Source organism: Streptomyces himalayensis subsp. himalayensis (assembly GCF_013778455.1).
Taxonomy (GTDB): Bacteria; Actinomycetota; Actinomycetes; order Streptomycetales; family Streptomycetaceae; genus Streptomyces; species Streptomyces himalayensis.
On record NZ_JACEHE010000010.1, the window covers coordinates 236,803 to 253,881 of the forward strand.

Consider the following 17,079-nt stretch of genomic DNA (forward strand, 5'->3'; position numbering starts at 1 on the left):
TTAGGGTCTTTCATCCTGCCCAGAGAGGGTTATTCTAGGAAGTGGCCTACGGGACGAGCGAGGGAGTTCGACCGTTGTAGCCGACTTTGGCGAGAAGCTTCGGCTTCCGCTGAGGCCGACGTCGACGGTCGGGCTGAGAGGCCTGAAGGTCGGAGGACCGAGAGGTCCAAAGACTGGAAGGCGACCCCCAGTCACCTGATCCGGGCAATACCGGCGAAGGGAGCCCGTCTCGTAGGTCATTTCCATGCCCGCGAGCGGCCTGAGGCCGCCCGGCGGGATCAGCGCTCGCGCATGTGATCAGCCCATGCGCTATGTGATCAGCCCACGCACAGGACGAGCAGGCAGACGTGCACCGGTGAGGTCGCAGTCGGAGCGGGGTCCGTAGTGGGCGTGTCCTGGGCGGGGCCGGACGTCGTCTCCGCCGAAGGCGTGGTCGTCCGGGGCGCCGCGTCGCTCTGCTGGGAGGGCTCTTCGCCGTTCGTCGCCGGTGTCGTGCGCGGCTGCGGGCTTGTGGTGGGGGTGGGGCGGGCAGCGGTAGCGGCGGTGTTCCGCGGCCGACTCGTCGTCGGGGTGGCGGTCGGCTCCGGAGTGGCGGCCCTCGGCGGGGTGTCGGCCTTGTCCGGGTCGGCGTCGGCGCTGTGATCGCGGGCGGCAGGCTTGGCCTCCGACGGGCCTGCGTCCGCTTCGGTGGCCCAGGGTGCCGGGTCCGGGGCCGATGCCGCCCGTGCGGGGCCGCCGGACGGTCCGTCCGGCAGTGCGGCGATCGTCAGCCCGCCGCCGACGATAGCCACCGCCGACACGACAGCGGCACGGCGCCGCTTCTTCTTCCACAGCGCCAGTTGGCGCCGCCGGGCAGCACGGCCCGTACGGGCCTGAGCGCCGGAGCCGGCCGGGACGGCGTACTCGGAGCTGCCGGTCTGCAGATCGTCCGCCGCGTCCTCCGCGCTCGCGCCCTCAGCCCCGTCGATACGGAGGCTCTCCGCGTCGTCACGGAGGCCCTCCGCGCCGATACGGAAGCTTTCCGTATCGCTGGAGAAGCGCTCTGTGTCGGCGCGGAAGGCTGTCCTCTCGGTACCGAAGGCCGCCGTCTCGGTGTCGAACGCGGCACCGGGGTCGAAGATCGGCGCAATCGGCGCTGCGGCGCGGGGGCGGCGATGGCTCGGCGGGGCGATGTCCGGCGCGTATGCGCCGCACCCAGGGCACACCAGTGCCCCGTTGAGGGTCCGACGGCATGAGTCGCAGTAGTCCATCGCGATCTTTCTGTGCTGTCTGCGCCACCAGGGGCGGCACCGGCGAGCTTTTCAGTTCGCACGCGGGATCGAACGCGCAGCAACGGTAACGTCACCTGCCGAAGGCTTTGCGAAGCCCCTGTGGTGCTTGTGCAAAGGTTGTGCGTCGGTCAGCCCTGCGGCGACTCTCCGGGGTGCGCGACGCGGCGCTCGATGCCGTATGCCGTCCCCTCGGATGTTGTTCACTCCTCGCCCTCCTGGTACGGGCCGTCAGTTCACGCCATGTCGGGACATTGGCGGGCCGCAGACCACCAGGAGGATGTGCGATGAGATCGTGGCGCCGTGCCGCTTCGGCAGCGATTGCCCTCAGTGCGTTGTCCCTTGCTCTTTCGGCCCAGCCTGCGTCCGCCGGGCCTGAAGACCGGCCCTTCACCTTCGCGGTGATCGGCGACATCCCGTACGGCGACGCCCAGGCCGCCGAGTTCCCGAAGGTCGTGGCCCAGATCAACGCCGACCCTGATGTACAACTCGTGGGCCACCTCGGTGACATCAAGAGCGGCTCGACCCGCTGCAGCGACGAGTACTTCCGGTTCATCAGGTCGGAGTTCGACAAGTTCGAGGATCCGCTGGTCTACACGCCCGGCGACAACGAGTGGACCGACTGCCACCGGCCCAGCGCGGGACCGTACAACCCGCTGGAGCGGCTGGACGCCATCCGGGACGTGTTCTTCGCCCGGCCGGGCTGGACGCTAGGGCAGGACAGTGTCCGCGTGGCCTCGGGGGCCGAGGCGGGCTACCCCGAGAACGTCTCGTACCGGCGAGCCGGTGTGGCGTTCGCAGCCGTGCACATCGTCGGCAGCAACAACGGCATGGCGCCGTGGACGGGCAGCACCGCGGCGACGCCCGAGCAGGCCGCGGAGGTCAAGGGACGTACGGCCGCGGCCGTGCAGCTGATCCGCGACACCTTCGACCAGGCCCGCCGTCACCACAACAAGGCGGTCACCCTGCTCACTCAGGCCGACATGTTCGACCCGACCGTCACGGACCCCGCCTTCGCCAACTACGACGCGTTCCAGCCGATCGTCCGGACGATCGCCGAGGAGTCGGCCCGGTTCGACGGGCAGGTGTACCTGCTCAACGGCGACAGCCACGTCTACAACAGCGACAAGCCGCTGGACACCGGCTCCAAGTGGCTCGCCTTCTACGGCGTCACGACCGCCGCCCCGAACCTCTCCCGCGTCACCGTCGACGGGTCGAACAACGGCACCAACTACCTGAAGGTCACCGTCGACCCGGGAAGCAAGCAGGTCCTGGCATGGACGCGGGTGCCCTTCACCTTCTGAGTCATCTTTCCGAACGTGCCGTCGTCGGCCCCTGTCCACTGTGACCAGGGGCCGACGACGCACTGTCATTCGGCAATCGGCGTTCCCGTGACCTTCAACTCGCGCAGCCGCCCGATGTTGTCGAACGACCCGAAGCCGACCCGGCCGGAGGTCAGCGTCGTGTCGACGGCGGTCATCAGGGGCCGGTTCGACCCGTCGACGTAGACCGCGATCTCACCGGTGCCGGGGCAGTGCACCACGCGCACGGTGTGCCAGGCCGTGTCCGTGATGGCCGGTGGCGCGCCGGTGCGGCCGTTCCACTGGTCCTCGATCCGCTTCCGGTCGGCATCGTTCACCACGAAGATCCCGTTGTGCGGATAGATCGTGTTGTCCGTCGAGAGATGCGCATAATTGAACTTCGTGTCCGACTGATGGCCGAACACGATGATCACGTCCCGGTTGGTGACTTCGACCGGGGTGTCGAGGCGCACCTCGCCCTCGATCCGTACCGGCCCGAAGCGGGGACCGGCGGTCAGCACGGCGTACTCGAACGGCCGCCGAGGGCCGGGGCGTTGGGCTCCGGCTTCGGCGAGGATCACCTCACTGCCCGGGAAACGCCACTTGGCGGGCGTCACCGGGGCCCAGTTCTCCGCGCCCATGACGTCGGCGACCTTGGTGTCGCCGGTGTCGCAGGAGGCGAACGTCCGCGTGCCGGTGACCTTCCAGATCTTGCCGTTCGCCTTGGAGAGCAGATAGAGCTCGCCCTCGGCGTCGCGGCCGAATCGCAGGTCGACCCGGTCGTCACCGGCCAGGTCCTGCATCGTCACGCGCTTGCCGCTCTCGTCGTACACCATGAGCTCGTAGAGGGGCGCGAGGTCCCCGCTGCCCCTCCGCAGCTTCGCGGACTCGGCGTAGAGCAGCCGGCCGTCGACGAGGTCGCCGAAGATGTACGCGCCCTGCAGCTCCGGCATTGACTGCCCGCGGTAGACGAAGCCACCCACGATGGCCCGTCCGACGTCGGAGGTGCAGTTCCAGCCGGCGGGCGGGTCATGGTCGTAGGCGGCCACGGGGTACGTGTAGCCGTACCGTGCGTCGTCCTCGGGGAGCGGGAGGATGCGGGCGCAGGGATCGGTGGCCGTCTTGTCGAAGACGAAGGCGCCTTCGCGTTCGCTCCAGCCGAGGTTGTCGCCCGCGCGCACCTCGTAGACCGACTCGATGGCGTGCTCGCCGATATGGCCCAGATACATCCGGTGGCTCCCGGCCGGGTCCCAGCTGAAGCGGTGCGGGTCGCGCATGCCGTACGCGTAGATCTCGCCCAGCGCGCCCGGTGTGCCGGTGAACGGGTTGGCGGCCGGGATGCCGTACTTGCCGTTGGCGCTGTCGCTGCCGCGCGGGTCGATGCGCAGGATCTTGCCGTGCGGCCGCGACAGGTTCTGCGGCTCGGTGTTTCTGGCTCCCTGGCCGCCGTCGCCGACGGCGACGTACAGCAGTCCGTAGTCCTTGTCGTCGGGCTGGGCGGTCGGGTTGAAGTCGATCTGCTGGATGCCGTGGATCTGGCCCGTGAACCCGATGCGGAGGAGTTCGCGGCGGGTGCCGCTGAAGGTGTCGGCGGCGGGGTCGTCGGCGGTCCACTCGGTGATGATGCCGTGGAAGTTGGTGTTCGTGGCCTGCCGCATGTCGGGCTGGGCGGTGGTGGCGGTGGCGGCTTCGGTGTGGACGGTGTAGAAGCGGCCGTTCTTCTTGAAGCCGGGGTCGAAGGTGACGAAGCCGAAGCCCTGGCCGAGGCCGCGGCTGGCGAAGAAGGCGGGGGCGAAGGTGGCGGCGATGTCCAGATAAACGTGCGGCTTGCCGTCTTCGACGAGGTAGAGCTTGCCGTTGAGGTCGGGGACGGCCATGCGGCCCGATCCGTCGGGGAGTTCGCTCAGGTAGTTGATACGGGCGTGGCGGACCAGCCGTGGATCGGTGACCGGTCCCGGGGGCGGATCGGTCTTCGGGAAGGAGGCGAACTCCTCGACGGTCAGCCCGATGCCGGAGGCCGCGGGCCGCTCGGGTATGGGGTCCGTGAGGGCCTCCGCAGCCCGCGCCGTGGGGGCGGGCAGGGCCACCAGGGCGGAGAGGACCAGGGCGAGTGCGAGGAAGGGGATCAGCAGGAGCGGTCTGTGCAGGCTGTTGGAGGGTCTTGGTACGTCGGCGGGTCTGGGCATGGTGTCACTCCTTCGTGGTCACCAGTCGGTACTGACCCCGTATCAGGTCGCCGTCCACGGCGTGGTCCAGGAACATCAGGTCGTCCATGCGGCAGTTGCAGGGGTTCTGCTCGCGTGTGTCCTGCGGGAAGCTGCCGCCGATCTTGATGCCCCGGGGGTCGGTGTCGGAGGTGCGGTGCGGCCCGGGACCTGCGAGGTCCCACGGATCGCCGGACAGTGCGTAGAAGCCGTCCAGCGGCTCGCCGTTGCGGTACAGCGCCATGGCGCCGGTGTTGAAGTCGAAGGTCGCGGCGAGGAAGACCCACTCGTCGGGCGGCAGCAGGGTGCGCCAGTCCTGGGAGGCGGCGAAGGTCTGGGAGCTCGCGCCGTCGATACGCCGGCCGAGGGCCACGAGGCGCAGCTCGCCGTTCACGTTGATGAGTTCCAGCAGGGCGCGGACCGCGTGGCCGTCGGAGTCCCCGGAGAGGACCCCGGCCAGGCCGATGGCGTTGAACAGGTCGCTCGGGTTCGCCGTGTTGGTGTTGGGGCTGGGGTTCTGGCCGGTCATCTTGAACCACCCCATGACGGTGGTCCCCTTGACAGAGTTGAAGGCGTTCAGGCTCGGCACGCCGGAAGGCCCGTACACACCGGCCTTCCAGTCGTCGTTGCCCGCCGCGTCCGGATTCACCTGCTTGACCTGGACGGACGTCCGGCTGCCGCGGTGTGCTCCGTCGGCCGTGCGCATCTGCGCGCCGCCGTTGACGAGGTCGATGTCGGTGCCGGAGAAGCCCTGGTCCTGTTCCCGGGAGGGGCTGTCGGCGACGGGATGTTCGAAGTCGTAGTGAGCGGCGAGGTGGGGTCTGAGTCCGGGATGTACGGCGGGCGGTGGCCCGCCGTCGTCGCGGGCCCCGGCCGGTGCCGCCGCCAGAGCCGTGAAGGCTGTCAGGAGAGCGGCGAGCGCCGCTCCCGCGTACCGTCTGCGCTTGAACATGTCACTCGCTCCTTTGCGAGCAGTGGTCCGAGCAGTGGTGCGTGGCGGTGACAGGTCACCGCCTTCACCGCTTGGGCGAGGCGGGAGGCTGCGCCGGCCGCCCCCCGAGATAGAGCTCGCCGAGCTGCGGGTCGGCGAGCAACTCACGTGCGGGCCCGGTGATATGGACACGGCCGAGGTCCAGTACGCATCCGATGTCGGCGGTCTCCAGGGCGCGGCGGGCGTTCTGCTCGACGAGCAGCACGGCCGTGCCCGCCTCCCGCATCCGTACGATCTGGTCGAAGACGATGCTCGTCGCTTTCGGGTCGAGCCCCATGGACGGCTCGTCGAGCAGCACCACCCTGGGCCTGACCATCAGCGAGCGGGCGAACTCCACCTGCTTCTGCTGCCCACCGGAGAGCAGCCCGGCGAGGCTCGTCCAGCGCTCGGCGACGAGGGGGAAGAGGTCGCGTACGAACTCGACCCGCTCGGCGACGACCGCCTTGTCCTTGATCGTGTAGCCGCCGAGGAGCACGTTCTCGGCGACCGTCATCTCGCGGAAGACGCTGTGGCCTTGGAGGACATGGGCCACTCCCGCGGCGAGCAGTCGCTGCGGCCCGCGGCCGGTGACGTCCTCGCCGTCGACCAGGACCCGGCCGGAGCGCGGCGCCAGCAGCCCGCTGGCCACCTTCAGCACGGTCGACTTGCCCGCGCCGTTCGGTCCGACCAGGCAGACGACGGCTCCGGCGGGCACCCGCACCGTCAGGCCGCGCAGCACCAGGGCCGCCCGTCCGTATCCGGCGCGGATGTCGTCGAGTTCGAGGAGGAAGTCGGAGGCGGAGGAGACAGGGTCGGAGACAGATCCGGAATCGGGGGAGACAGATCCGGAATCCGGGGAGACAGAGCCGGAAGCAGGGGAGACAGATCCGGAGACAGGGGAGACAGAGTCAGACGCCAAGGTATGCCCCGAGGACTCGTTCGTCGGACTGGATCACCGAGGGCGGGCCTTCCGCGATCGGTCGGCCGCGGTCGAACACGACGACGTGGTCACTGAGACTCATCACCATGTCCATGTTGTGTTCGACGATCAGGAACGTCCTGCCCTCGGCGTTGAGTTCGCGCACCAGATCGCAGATACGGTCGATCAGCGCGGGGTTCACTCCGCCCGCCGGTTCGTCCAGCAGGATCAGATCGGGATCGCTCATCAGCACCCCGGCCAGTTCGAGGAGCTTCTGCTGCCCCCAGGAGAGGTTGCGGGCCTCCGCGTTCTCCAAGTGCTCGATGCCCATCCGGGTGAGCCAGCCCCGGGCCCGCTCCACCTCCTCGCGTTTACGGGCGCCCGCGAGCTGGGCGGCGAGATTCCCGGGCCGGGCGCCGACGAGCAGGTTGTCCAGCACCGTCATCCGTGGGAAGACGCGGCACAGCTGGAAGGAGCGCCCGATCCCGGCCCGCGCGATCCGGTGCGGCGGCTTGCCGGTGATGTCCCGGCCGCGGTACGTCGCCCGGCCCGAGTCCGGGCGGATCATTCCGGTGACGCAGTTGAAGAAGGTGGTCTTGCCGGAGCCGTTCGGACCGATCAGGGCGTTGACCTTGCCGTGCTGAAAGGACACGGTGGCGGCGTCCAGTGCGGTGACTCCGCCGAAGGCCTTGGTGAGCCCGACGGTCGCCAGTCCCTCCTGGCTCTCTTCCGCGCTCACTGCCTCACCTCTCTCTTCCCGTCCGGCTGATCGTCCGTCCGGCGCTCCGATGGGGTGTCCGGGGCGTCCGCCTCGCGTTCCGCCCGCAGTTCGGCGGCGGTGACCTCACGGATCGACGTCTCGCCGGTCCGGAAGACGCGGGCGACGAGACCGGTGACGGCCGGGATGACGCCGTCCGGCATGAACATCACGACGACGCCAAGCAGGAGTCCGGCGAAGACCAGGTGCAGCGGGGTGTCCCCATACTCGACCTTGGAATACTCGAGGCCGTACCCGACGATCACGGCCCCGAGCAGCGGCCCGTAGAGATGCCGTACGCCGCCGAGGAGCGCCATCAGCACCATGTAGGAGCCGCTCAGGATCGAGAACTGGAACACCGGGTCGAGGTCGCCGAACCACAGCCCGTAGAGGCCTCCGGCCAGCGCGGTGAAGGTCGCGGACACCACGAAGACGACGAGCTTGTACGTGTACGTGGGGGTGCCCAGCGACTGGGCCTTGTCCTCGTCCTCGCGGATCGCCTTCAGCCCCATGCCGAACCGGGACCGGTCGATGATCCACCAGGCGAGCAGTGCCACCGCGAGCAGCGCCAGGAACAGGAAGTAGAACACCTCGTGGTGCTCGGCGCGCAGCATGCCGGGGAACGGCCGCGGCACCACCAGGCCGCGCGAGCCGCCGGTGAACGAGGCCCAGCTCTGGAAGACCAGCAGCAGGATCAGCACCAGGGCGATCGAGACGATGACGAAGGACGCGCCGCGCACCCGCAGGGCGGCATAGCCGACGGGTACGGCGAGCACGGCCACCAGGGCAGCGGCGGCGAAGAGCGCGGCGAACGAAGGCAGTTCGGCCTTGGTGACCAGCAGTCCCGTCCCGTAGGCGCCGAGTCCGGCGAAGGCACCGTGGCCCAGGGAGATGTAGCCGGTGAAGCCACCGACGAAGTTCCAGGAGGTCGAGAGCACCGCGTAGTTGAGGATGGCGATGCCCACGGTCAGTTCGTACGGGCTCGGCACGAAGGACGGGAAGGACAGCGCGACCGCGATCCCGGCGAGCAGCGCTCCCAGCCGCAGGAACCTTCCGCTGCGGCGAAGGGCTTCAGAACCTCTGGGCAAGACGACCCCCGAAGAGTCCCTGCGGCCGCAGGGCCAACGTGGCGAAGAGCGCGACGTAGAACACCGTCTGCGCCCACGTCGTACTCAGCTCCAGCTGAAGCAGGCTCTGCGTCATGCCGAGAGCCATGGCCGCGATGGCCGCTCCGGGCACGCTGCCGAGGCCGCCGACGACGATGATCGCCATCAGCGGTCCGATCCAGTGCCAGTGCAGCGACGGATAGATCGTGGTGTCCAGCGCGAGCGCCGTGCCGCCGACGGCCGCGGTGGCGAGACCGAGTCCGAATCCGTATCCGGCGATCCGGTCGGTGTCGATGCCGAGCAGCTGAGCGGCCTCGCGGTGCTGGATCGTGGCCCGCAGCGCCTGGCCGAACCTGCTGCGCTTCATCAGCAGATACAGCCCGAGCAGCGCTGCCGCCGCCATCCCGAACGCGATGAGCTTGACCACCGCGATGCGGGCGCCGAAGAACTCCAGGCTGGCGGAGGAGTAACCGAGCCGGATGCGGCGCTGGGTGCCGGAGAAGGCGTACCCGAGGAGCCCCTCGATGACGAGGGCGATGGAGAAGGTCAGCAGCACCGACATCATGGTCAGCGTCGCCGGGCGCAGCCGCGTGAGGAGCAGCCGCTGCATGGCCACGCCGACCGCGAAGAACAGCGGCACGGTGACGAGGAGGGTGAGAAGCGGGTCGACGCCGAGTTCCCGGTGGGCGTACCAGGCGAGATACGCGGCGAGGATCAGAAACGCGGAGTGGGCGATCATCACGACGCGCATGACGCCGAAGTACAGGGTCAGGCCGGCCGCCAGGAGGGCGTAGAGCCCTCCCAGCAGCACACCGAGGACGATGCTCTGGAAGACGAGACTCGCGGAGGGCACGCGGGCATCACCACTTCGGCTTGGGGTAGACCAGGTCGGCTTCCTTCTGTGCTTCCGGAAGCACGATCTGGATCTCGCCGTCGACCCACTGCTGGATCATGTGCGCGCTCTGCGGGCGGCCCTTGTCGTCCCACTTCAGGGGTCCTACGACGGTCTCCACCTCGTTGCCGCGCAGCCAGTCGATGAGCTTCTCCTGGCATTCCGGCTCCTGCGACGCGCACTTGGCGGCCTCGACGGCCGCGGCGACTACCTGGCCCGTGGTGTAGGCGTTGGCCTCGTCCTCCTCCGGGGCCTTGCCGAACTGCTCGGTGTACTTCTCGACGAACTCCTTGTTGCTCGGGTAGTCCGCGTGCTGCGTGTATCCGGTGGGCGCGAGGATGCCCTCGGTCTTGTTGCCGATGGCCTTGGCGAACTCCGGTTCCGTGGGGGCGGTGGAGAATGCGGCCATCTTCGGCTGGTAGTTCAGCTGCTGGAGGGCGACGATCAGGTTCACGCCGTCCTGGTACTGGGAGCCGCCCACCACCATGTCGGCCTTCGAAGCGGCGATCTTCGCGGCGATGCTGCTGAAGTCGGTGGTGTTCGGCGGGTAGACCTCGTTGGCGACGGTCTTGATGCCGCCCTTCTCCAGCTTGTCCTTGAGTCCGTACGCCGTTCCCTGGGCGAAGGGGTCGTCCATCGCGGCGTACGCCACGGACTTGGGACGCTTGTCCTCGGGCAGCGCCAGGATGTGGTCGGCGAGATGGTTGTAGTGGTCGTTCGCGACGGCCGGTGCCGCGTAGAAGAGGTTCTTGAACCCCTGGGTGAAGACTTCCGGGGCCGCACCCGCGGGCTCGACGAAGAGCATGCCGTACTCCTCCGCCACGCGGGCCGAGGGCACCACGAGCCGGGTCGAGAACGGGCCGAAGACCAGATCCACCTGGTCCTTGCCGATCAGCTGCTCGTAGTCGGACACCACCCGGTCGGCGTTCGACTGGTCGTCCAGGATCTTCAACTCGACCTTGCGGCCGAGCAGTCCGCCCTTGTCGTTGACGATCTTCGCCCAGGCCTTGTAGCCGCGTTCCACACCCTTGCCGGGCTCCGAGAAGTCCCCGGTGAGCGGCAACGAGACACCGATGACGATCGGATCGTCGGGCGAGTCGTCCGAGCCGCCGCCGGAGCCGCAGCCGGCGGCGACCAGCGCGGCGGCGGACACGGTGGCGGCGATCCGGGCAGTACTGGCAGTTCTGGTGGTTCTGGCAGTTCTGGCAGTTCTCCTTGGCTGGTGCTTGGTTGTGCTCATCGCTGGACTCCCCTTGTCCGCAGGCACTGTCCGCACGAAAGCGCTTTCGCGAGCGCTTGCGTACCATGTAATCCGCGTCACATGGTCTGGACAACCGTCGTGCAAGGACCAGTTTCCGAAGCCCTGTTCAGAGGCGGTGACGAAATATGCCAAGGCCCCGTTCGCGGTTACGGCTCGCCGATGTGGCCGAGCGCGCCGGCGTATCACTGACCACGGCCTCCCGGGCCCTCGCGGGACGGGACGGCGTGCGCGAGGAGGTGGCCGAGCGGGTCCGCCGCATCTCGCAGGAGCTCGGTTATGTGGCCAATCCGCATGCCCGCACCCTGGCCGGCGGAACGGCATCGACTGTCGGTCTGATCGTCCATCAGGTCGACGACCCGTACTTCTCGGAGATCGCGGGCGGGGTCATCCAAGTGGCGGGCGAACAGAACCTGATCGTCCAGATCTGCCACTCCGGCCGCGATCCGGAGAACGAGCTGCGCCAGGTCCGCCATCTGATCGCCCAGCGCGTGGGCGTCGTCATCATCGCGGGCTCCGGATACGTCGATCCCCGCATGGAGGCCGAGTCCAAGGCCGAACTGTCGGCCTTCCAGAACTCGGGCGGCCGGCTCACCGTGATCGGCCGTCACTTCCTCGGCGCGGACGCCGTGCGCCCCGACAACAAGGCGGGCGCCGAGACCGTCACCGGTCATCTGCTGTCGCTGGGGCACCGCCGGATCGCCGTGGCCGCGGGCGACGCCCGCCTGTCCACCGTCGCCGACCGGCTCGCCGGGGTGGCGGCCGCGCTGGAACGGGCCGGGCTGCCGGCGGCCGGGCTGCCCGTCGTACACACCGACTTCACCCGCGGCGGCGGCCGGGACGCCGCCGAGCGGATCCTGCGCGACCACCCCGGCACCACCGCGATCGTCGCACTCAACGACGCCATGGCCATCGGCGTCCTCTCCGCCCTCCGCGAGCACGGCGTACCCGTCCCCCACCGGATGTCGGTCGCCGGATTCAACGACATCTCGATCGCGGCGGACCTGGCCCCCGGCCTGACCACCGTGCGGCTGCCCCTCGCCGAGATGGGCCGCCAGGCCCTCTGCCTGGCGCTGATGCCGCGCGCGTCCCGGCCCCGCCGGAAGTCGACGGGGCATGCGCTGGTGGTACGAGACTCCACCGGGCCTGCGCCGTCGGTGTGAGCGATCAGCCCGGCGACACGCTTCGCCGTGCTGCCGGCGCATGATCCGCCGTGATCCGACGCGGCACCGCGGCTTCCCCATGTGAGCCCGCTCGTCGGTATCGCGTGACCTCGCCAACCTCCCGTGTGCGGCAAATCGGAAACATGCCCATTACGGAGAAGGGACTTCTCGGCAACACCCCGTTCCTACTGTCCTCCGCACGCGCCGGGCTCACTGGCGCCGGGGAAGGAACCTGTGCCATGACCAGCGAAGACAGACACAACAGAGCGAACCGCGCCGGCGCGGAGGGGATGCCGGCGCTGCGCGCCCGCTCTTCGATCGATCGCAGGCGGTTCCTGGTCCGCGGCCTCCAGGCCGGCGGACTCGCCATGTTCGGCGGCCCGCTGCTCGCGGCCTGCGGGTCCGATTCCGGCTCCACAGCGTCCTCGGGGTCGTCGGCCTCGGGGCCGAAGGGCTTCGGAGAGCTGACGCTGCGCCTGTCCTGGATCAAGAACGTGGAGTTCGCCGGGAGTTACATCGCGGACAGCAAGGGCTACTACACGGACGAGGGCTTCTCCAAGGCCACGCTCATCGGCGGAGGTCCCTCCGCTACCCCGATGGAGACCGACGTCGTCACCAAGAAGGCGCTCGTCGGGATCAGCGCACCCGACATCACCGGTGCCGCCATCGTCAAGGGTGCACCGCTCAAGATCATCGGTGCCCAGTACCAGAAGAACCCCTTCTGCATCATGTCGATGGCGAAGGACCCGATCACCAAGCCGGAGGACATGTACGGCAAGAAGATCGGCGTCCAGGCCAGCAACGAGTCGGTCTGGGCGGCGTTCGTGAAGGCCGCCAAGCTCGACGCGTCGAAGATCACCAAGGTGCCGGTGCAGTTCGACCCGCTGCCGCTCACCCAGGGCACGGTCGACGGCTGGTTCTCCTTCGTCACCAACGAGCCGAACGCGCTGCGCCTGAAGGGGTTCGAGGTCGAGACGTTCCTGCTCGCCGATGTCGGCTACCCGCTGGTGTCCGAGGCGTACATCGTGCGGCAGGACACCATCGACAAGCAGCGCGATCTGCTCAAGGCCTTCCTTCGCGCGGAGATCCGCGGCTGGAAGGACAGCATCGCCGACCCGGCACTCGGCGCGAAGCTCGCCGCCGAGACGTACGGCAAGGGACTCGGCCTCACGACCGAGGAGCAGACCCTCGAGTCGAAGGACCAGAACAAGCTGATCCTCACCGCGGACACCAAGAAGAACGGCCTCTTCACGGTCACGCAGGAGCTGATCGAGGAGAACATCCAGACGCTGAAGTACGGCGGCGTCGACATCACGGCGGAGAAGCTGTTCGACCTCTCGCTCCTCGAAGAGGTCTACAAGGAGGACCCGAGCCTGATCTGAATCCGGCGCGCCTCACCTCTCACACCGACCAGACACACACAACAGAGGTCACCAACTGATGAGCACCGCAGCCAAGGACGCGTCCGAAGGGACCGGCGCGCCCGATCCGGGGGAGGCCACTCCGGCGGGGACCGGCACCGGGCTGTCCCTGCGCGGGCTGAGCAAGGAGTTCCGCCTCGGCAGGCGCCGGGTGAAAGCCCTCGACACCGTCGACCTCGACACCCGCGAAGGGCAGTTCCTCGCGCTGCTCGGGCCGTCCGGCTGCGGCAAGTCGACCGTCCTGCGGATCCTCGCCGGTCTCGACACACCGACATCGGGCACGGCGCTCGTACACGGCGAGGACCCGGAGTCCGCCCGTCGCCGGCACCACCTCGGCATCGCCTTCCAGGACAGCGCGCTGCTGCCCTGGCGCTCGGTCACCTCCAACATCCGGCTGCCGCTGGAGATCAGCGGCATGTCGGCCGACCGCTCGGTGGTCTCCGACCTCATCAAACTGGTCGGACTCGAAGGCTTCGAGAAGGCCCGCCCGGCCCAGCTCTCGGGCGGTATGCGGCAGCGCGTCGCCATCGCCCGCTCGCTCGTCGTCGACCCGAAAGTACTGCTGCTCGACGAGCCGTTCGGCGCCCTGGACGACATGACCCGGCAGCGGCTCAACCTGGAACTGCAGCGCATTTGGCAGGCCCGGGCGGTGACGACCCTGCTGGTGACGCACTCCATCAACGAGGCGGTGCTGCTGAGCGACACCGTCGCCGTGATGTCGCCGAGGCCAGGCCGGATCGTGGAGACGGTCACCATCGACCTGCCGCGGCCGCGTACACCCGAGATGATGCGCTCGCCGGAGTTCCACGCGTACGCCGACCAGCTCTCGGAGCTGCTCTTCGGCCGCTCCGAAGCGTCCGGAACGGAGTCGCTGTGAGCTCGCAGACATCCGCGTACGCGGCCGCTGGACTGCGCTGGGTGCTGCGACCGCCGTCCGCGTGGGCCGGGGGCGCGGCAGGCATCGTCTTCCTGTTGGCGGCCTGGTCCCTGCTGGCCACGACCGTCCTGGGCACCGGTGACGGCGTCCCGACGCCCTGGGCGGTGGTGAGCAAGATCTTCCAGGACGGCTGGACCTTCTACGGCCCGCACATCGGCCAGACCGCCGACGAGGCCGTACGCGGTTACCTCCTCGGCAACGGCCTGGCGCTGGCCTGCGCGGTCCTGGTGCTGCTCGTGCCCCAACTGGAACGGCTGATCATCCAGCTCGCCGTCGCCTCGTACTGCCTGCCCATCGTGGCCGTCGGCCCGATCCTGTCGCTCGTCCTCGACGGGGACAAGCCGATGGCGGCGATGGCCGGCCTCTCGGTCTTCTTCACCACGCTCGTCGGCGCCCTGATGGGGCTGCGCTCGGCCGACCGGGCCTCGCTCGACCTGGTGCGCGCGTACGGCGGCGGACGGTGGCAGCAGATGCGCCGCGTACGCCTCGTCGCCGCGCTGCCGAGCACACTCGCCGCACTCAAGATCGCAGCACCCGCCGCGCTGCTCGGCGCCATCATCGGGGAGTACCTCGGCCGGGTGGACAACGGCCTGGGCATCGCCATGACGATCAGTCAGCAGCAGCTCGACGTGACCCGCACCTGGGGCATCGCCCTGGTGTCGGGCGCGGTGGCAGGCGTGGGTTACGGCGCGGTCGGGCTCGTCGCCCGGTTCGCCGTGCCGTGGTCGCGCAGTACGACGGTGGAGGGCGGGGGCGTATGAGTACGACCGCATGGGGGAGCGCGACCGACCCTGCCGGACCGCCGCCCGCCGGGGGGACGGGCGCGGCCGGGGGGGCGGGCGCGGCACCGGACCGGGGGGACGCGGTGCGACACCGCGCCGCCGGGGCAGCACGCCTGCTGCGCCCGCTCACCAACCTGGTCACCACTCTGGCCGCCGTCATCGCGCTGTGGATCGTCTTCCTGCAGGTCTACGACCTAGACCCGCTGGTGGCCAAGTCCCCGGCAGACGTGTGGCGTTACCTCTTCGAGGGCGCGCAGGCCGCCGAGCACCGCTCGATCGTGGCGTCCGGCCTCGGCCGCACGCTGCTCGACGCCGGCCTCGGTTTCGCGGCAGGCCTCGCGGCGGCCGCGGCGGTGGCCCTCGTCTTCGTACTCTCCCGGAGCGTCGAACAGGCACTCCTGCCCATCGCGGTCGTCGTACGATCCGTGCCGCTGGTCGCCATGACCCCGCTGATCACGCTGATCTTCGGACGTGACCTGCTGGGTACGACGGTCATCAGCGGACTCGTCGTCTTCTTCCCCGCGCTGGTCACCATGACCTTCGGCCTCAGATCCGCGTCCCGTCAGGCCGCCGACCTGTGCCGCGCGTACGGCGGCGGCGACTGGACGGTGGCCCGCAAGGTGATGCTGCCCAGCGCGGTACCGGCGTTCTTCGCCAGCGCCCGGGTCGGCGTACCGGGCGCGCTGATCGGCGCGATGCTCGCCGAGTGGCTCTCCACCGGCAAGGGCCTCGGCTACGCCATGCTGCAGGACTCCTCGACCTTCGACTACGACCATCTGTGGGCCTCGGTGGCGGTGCTCACCGCCGTGTCGGCGCTGGCCTACAACGCCATCGCGGCCGTGGAGACCCTCGCCCTCGCCCGCTTCGCTCCCGACACCCGCCCGGGCGGCTGAGGATGAACACGGCGGGGACGGAGGGCACCACGGGGGTTGAGCTGAGGGTGCGCCGCCCTTACCGGGCCGGGTAAGGGGCGTCCGCGGCGGCGAACGCCACGAAGTCCGCCCACGCGGTGGGGGAGAGGGCGAGCTGGGGACCCTGCTTGTTCTTGGAGTCGCGGATGTGGATGGTGGTGGGGCAGGGGGCGATTTCGAGGCAGTCGCCGTCGCCGCCGCTGCTGTAGCTGGACTTGCGCCAGGAGAGGGCGGCTTCGAGGCAGTCGCCGGAATCGCCGCTGCTGTAGCTGCTCTTGAACCAGGCCAGTTCGTCAGTGCTCATAGCGCTCCTCGCGTCCGCTGCAACAGGCTCACGGAGTCTTCGAGGGGGAGAGCCTGCGAACGCATCCTGGCATACCGCATCTGGAGCACGCTGATCTCTTTCGGGTCGGAGATGAACTGACCACCGCGCTGCCCCTCGTTGTATGCGAACCACTGGTTGCCCGCGGTCTCCAGCAATTGCATGGGACCGTCAAGACCGGCATGTGTCTCCCTCACCAGCGGCATGACCTGGACCTCGACGTTCCGCTGCTTAGCGACCCCAAGCACATGGTCGATTAGTTCCCGGGTGACCTCCACCCCGCCCATGCGGCGTAGGAACAGGTGCTCCTCCAAGAGGAAGCTGTACGCGGTATTCGGCCGATCCCATAGCAATCGCTGCCGTTCGGCGCGCGCTGTCCACTGGGCCTCGACCTGATCGTCGCCCAGCGGCGGCAGTTGGTTCTCGAAGAGCGTCCGCGCATACGCCTCCGTCTGCAACAGCCCTGGTACCAACCGGCATTCGTATGTGTACAGGCTGATCGCGTGCTGCTCCAGATCCGCCCATTGGCGGAACCACGACGCCAGCCCCTGCTTCCGAGTCAGATGCTTCGCCGCCTTCCGGAGCACGCCCAGGCCGTCGAGTGCCTGCTCCGCCCGCTCGACGAACTCCTTGGAGGGAAGCCGTCTGCCCTGCTCGACGGAGGCGACGAAGTGAGGTGAGTACCCCATGTCCCCGGCCAGTGCCTCCTGGGTGATGCGCGCGTTCTCGCGGAAACCCTGGAGGACGGCGCCGAAGGTCTTGAGGCTGTCCGACGGTTCAGGTTCGCTGGTGCCGCAGTGGTCGCTGTTGCTGTCGGCCATGTCCGGGTCCCCCCGAGTGCAATGGTGTCCGCCCCGCAAAGCACCTA

16 protein-coding genes are annotated in these 17,079 nt (G+C 69.0%); 6 read left to right on the forward strand and 10 right to left on the reverse strand.

Going from position 1 to position 17,079, the window contains the following annotated elements; genetic code table 11:
- Positions 1–317 precede the first annotated feature (317 nt).
- Positions 318–1,250: an SCO2400 family protein gene (locus H1D24_RS18580; RefSeq protein WP_181658722.1), complete on the reverse strand. Its 933-nt coding sequence runs from the start codon at positions 1,248–1,250 to the stop codon at positions 318–320.
- A 353-nt stretch (positions 1,251–1,603) separates the two neighbouring features.
- On the opposite strand from H1D24_RS18580, the gene H1D24_RS18585 reads away from it, so the two are divergent.
- A complete protein-coding gene (locus H1D24_RS18585; RefSeq protein ID WP_220136873.1) occupies positions 1,604–2,572 on the forward strand; it encodes a metallophosphoesterase family protein in 969 nt (322 codons plus the stop codon).
- A gap of 65 nt (positions 2,573–2,637) precedes the next feature.
- Here H1D24_RS18585 and H1D24_RS18590 read toward each other — a convergent pair whose 3' ends face one another.
- From H1D24_RS18590 to H1D24_RS18620, 7 genes are all read right to left on the reverse strand, one after another.
- On the reverse strand, positions 2,638–4,755 hold the full coding sequence (locus H1D24_RS18590; protein ID WP_181658724.1) for a PQQ-dependent sugar dehydrogenase: 2,118 nt from the start codon (positions 4,753–4,755) through the stop codon (positions 2,638–2,640).
- A 4-nt stretch (positions 4,756–4,759) separates the two neighbouring features.
- Positions 4,760–5,725, reverse strand: a complete 966-nt coding sequence (locus H1D24_RS18595) for a LamG-like jellyroll fold domain-containing protein (RefSeq protein WP_181658725.1) — start codon at positions 5,723–5,725, stop codon at positions 4,760–4,762.
- A 64-nt stretch (positions 5,726–5,789) separates the two neighbouring features.
- On the reverse strand, positions 5,790–6,662 hold the full coding sequence (locus tag H1D24_RS18600) for an ABC transporter ATP-binding protein (RefSeq protein ID WP_220136874.1): 873 nt from the start codon (positions 6,660–6,662) through the stop codon (positions 5,790–5,792).
- Positions 6,652–7,401 carry an ABC transporter ATP-binding protein gene (locus H1D24_RS18605; protein ID WP_181658726.1) on the reverse strand — a complete coding sequence of 250 codons (750 nt, stop codon included), beginning with the start codon at positions 7,399–7,401 and terminating at the stop codon, positions 6,652–6,654. Before H1D24_RS18605 ends, H1D24_RS18600 begins: the two co-directional genes overlap by 11 nt.
- Positions 7,398–8,507, reverse strand: a complete 1,110-nt coding sequence (locus H1D24_RS18610; protein ID WP_220136875.1) for a branched-chain amino acid ABC transporter permease — start codon at positions 8,505–8,507, stop codon at positions 7,398–7,400. Before H1D24_RS18610 ends, H1D24_RS18605 begins: the two co-directional genes overlap by 4 nt.
- Positions 8,491–9,378 (reverse strand): branched-chain amino acid ABC transporter permease, encoded by an 888-nt coding sequence (locus H1D24_RS18615; protein ID WP_181658727.1) that lies wholly within the window; start codon positions 9,376–9,378, stop codon positions 8,491–8,493. The genes H1D24_RS18610 and H1D24_RS18615 overlap by 17 nt, the downstream gene beginning before the upstream one ends.
- Positions 9,379–9,385: 7 nt before the next feature.
- Entirely contained in the window at positions 9,386–10,570 is a 1,185-nt protein-coding gene (locus H1D24_RS18620; protein WP_220136876.1) for an amino acid ABC transporter substrate-binding protein, read from the reverse strand.
- Between the two features lie 233 nt (positions 10,571–10,803).
- Here H1D24_RS18620 and H1D24_RS18625 point away from each other — a divergent pair, with 233 nt between their 5' ends.
- The 5 genes from H1D24_RS18625 (at position 10,804) to H1D24_RS18645 (ending at position 15,871) form a co-directional block, all read left to right on the forward strand.
- Positions 10,804–11,838, forward strand: a complete 1,035-nt coding sequence (locus H1D24_RS18625; protein WP_181658729.1) for a LacI family DNA-binding transcriptional regulator — start codon at positions 10,804–10,806, stop codon at positions 11,836–11,838.
- Between the two features lie 239 nt (positions 11,839–12,077).
- Positions 12,078–13,220, forward strand: coding sequence for an ABC transporter substrate-binding protein (locus tag H1D24_RS18630; RefSeq protein ID WP_258564149.1), 1,143 nt, complete (start codon positions 12,078–12,080; stop codon positions 13,218–13,220).
- A gap of 58 nt (positions 13,221–13,278) precedes the next feature.
- On the forward strand, positions 13,279–14,136 hold the full coding sequence (locus H1D24_RS18635) for an ABC transporter ATP-binding protein (RefSeq protein WP_181658730.1): 858 nt from the start codon (positions 13,279–13,281) through the stop codon (positions 14,134–14,136).
- Positions 14,133–14,957 (forward strand): ABC transporter permease, encoded by an 825-nt coding sequence (locus tag H1D24_RS18640; protein WP_309484370.1) that lies wholly within the window; start codon positions 14,133–14,135, stop codon positions 14,955–14,957. Before H1D24_RS18635 ends, H1D24_RS18640 begins: the two co-directional genes overlap by 4 nt.
- Positions 14,954–15,871 carry an ABC transporter permease gene (locus H1D24_RS18645; RefSeq protein ID WP_181658731.1) on the forward strand — a complete coding sequence of 306 codons (918 nt, stop codon included), beginning with the start codon at positions 14,954–14,956 and terminating at the stop codon, positions 15,869–15,871. Before H1D24_RS18640 ends, H1D24_RS18645 begins: the two co-directional genes overlap by 4 nt.
- A 58-nt stretch (positions 15,872–15,929) precedes the next feature.
- Here H1D24_RS18645 and H1D24_RS18650 read toward each other — a convergent pair whose 3' ends face one another.
- Positions 15,930–16,193, reverse strand: a complete 264-nt coding sequence (locus tag H1D24_RS18650) for a DUF397 domain-containing protein (protein ID WP_181658732.1) — start codon at positions 16,191–16,193, stop codon at positions 15,930–15,932.
- Entirely contained in the window at positions 16,190–17,032 is an 843-nt protein-coding gene (locus H1D24_RS18655) for a helix-turn-helix domain-containing protein (RefSeq protein ID WP_181658733.1), read from the reverse strand. The genes H1D24_RS18650 and H1D24_RS18655 overlap by 4 nt, the downstream gene beginning before the upstream one ends.
- Between the last annotated feature and the right edge of the window lie 47 nt (positions 17,033–17,079).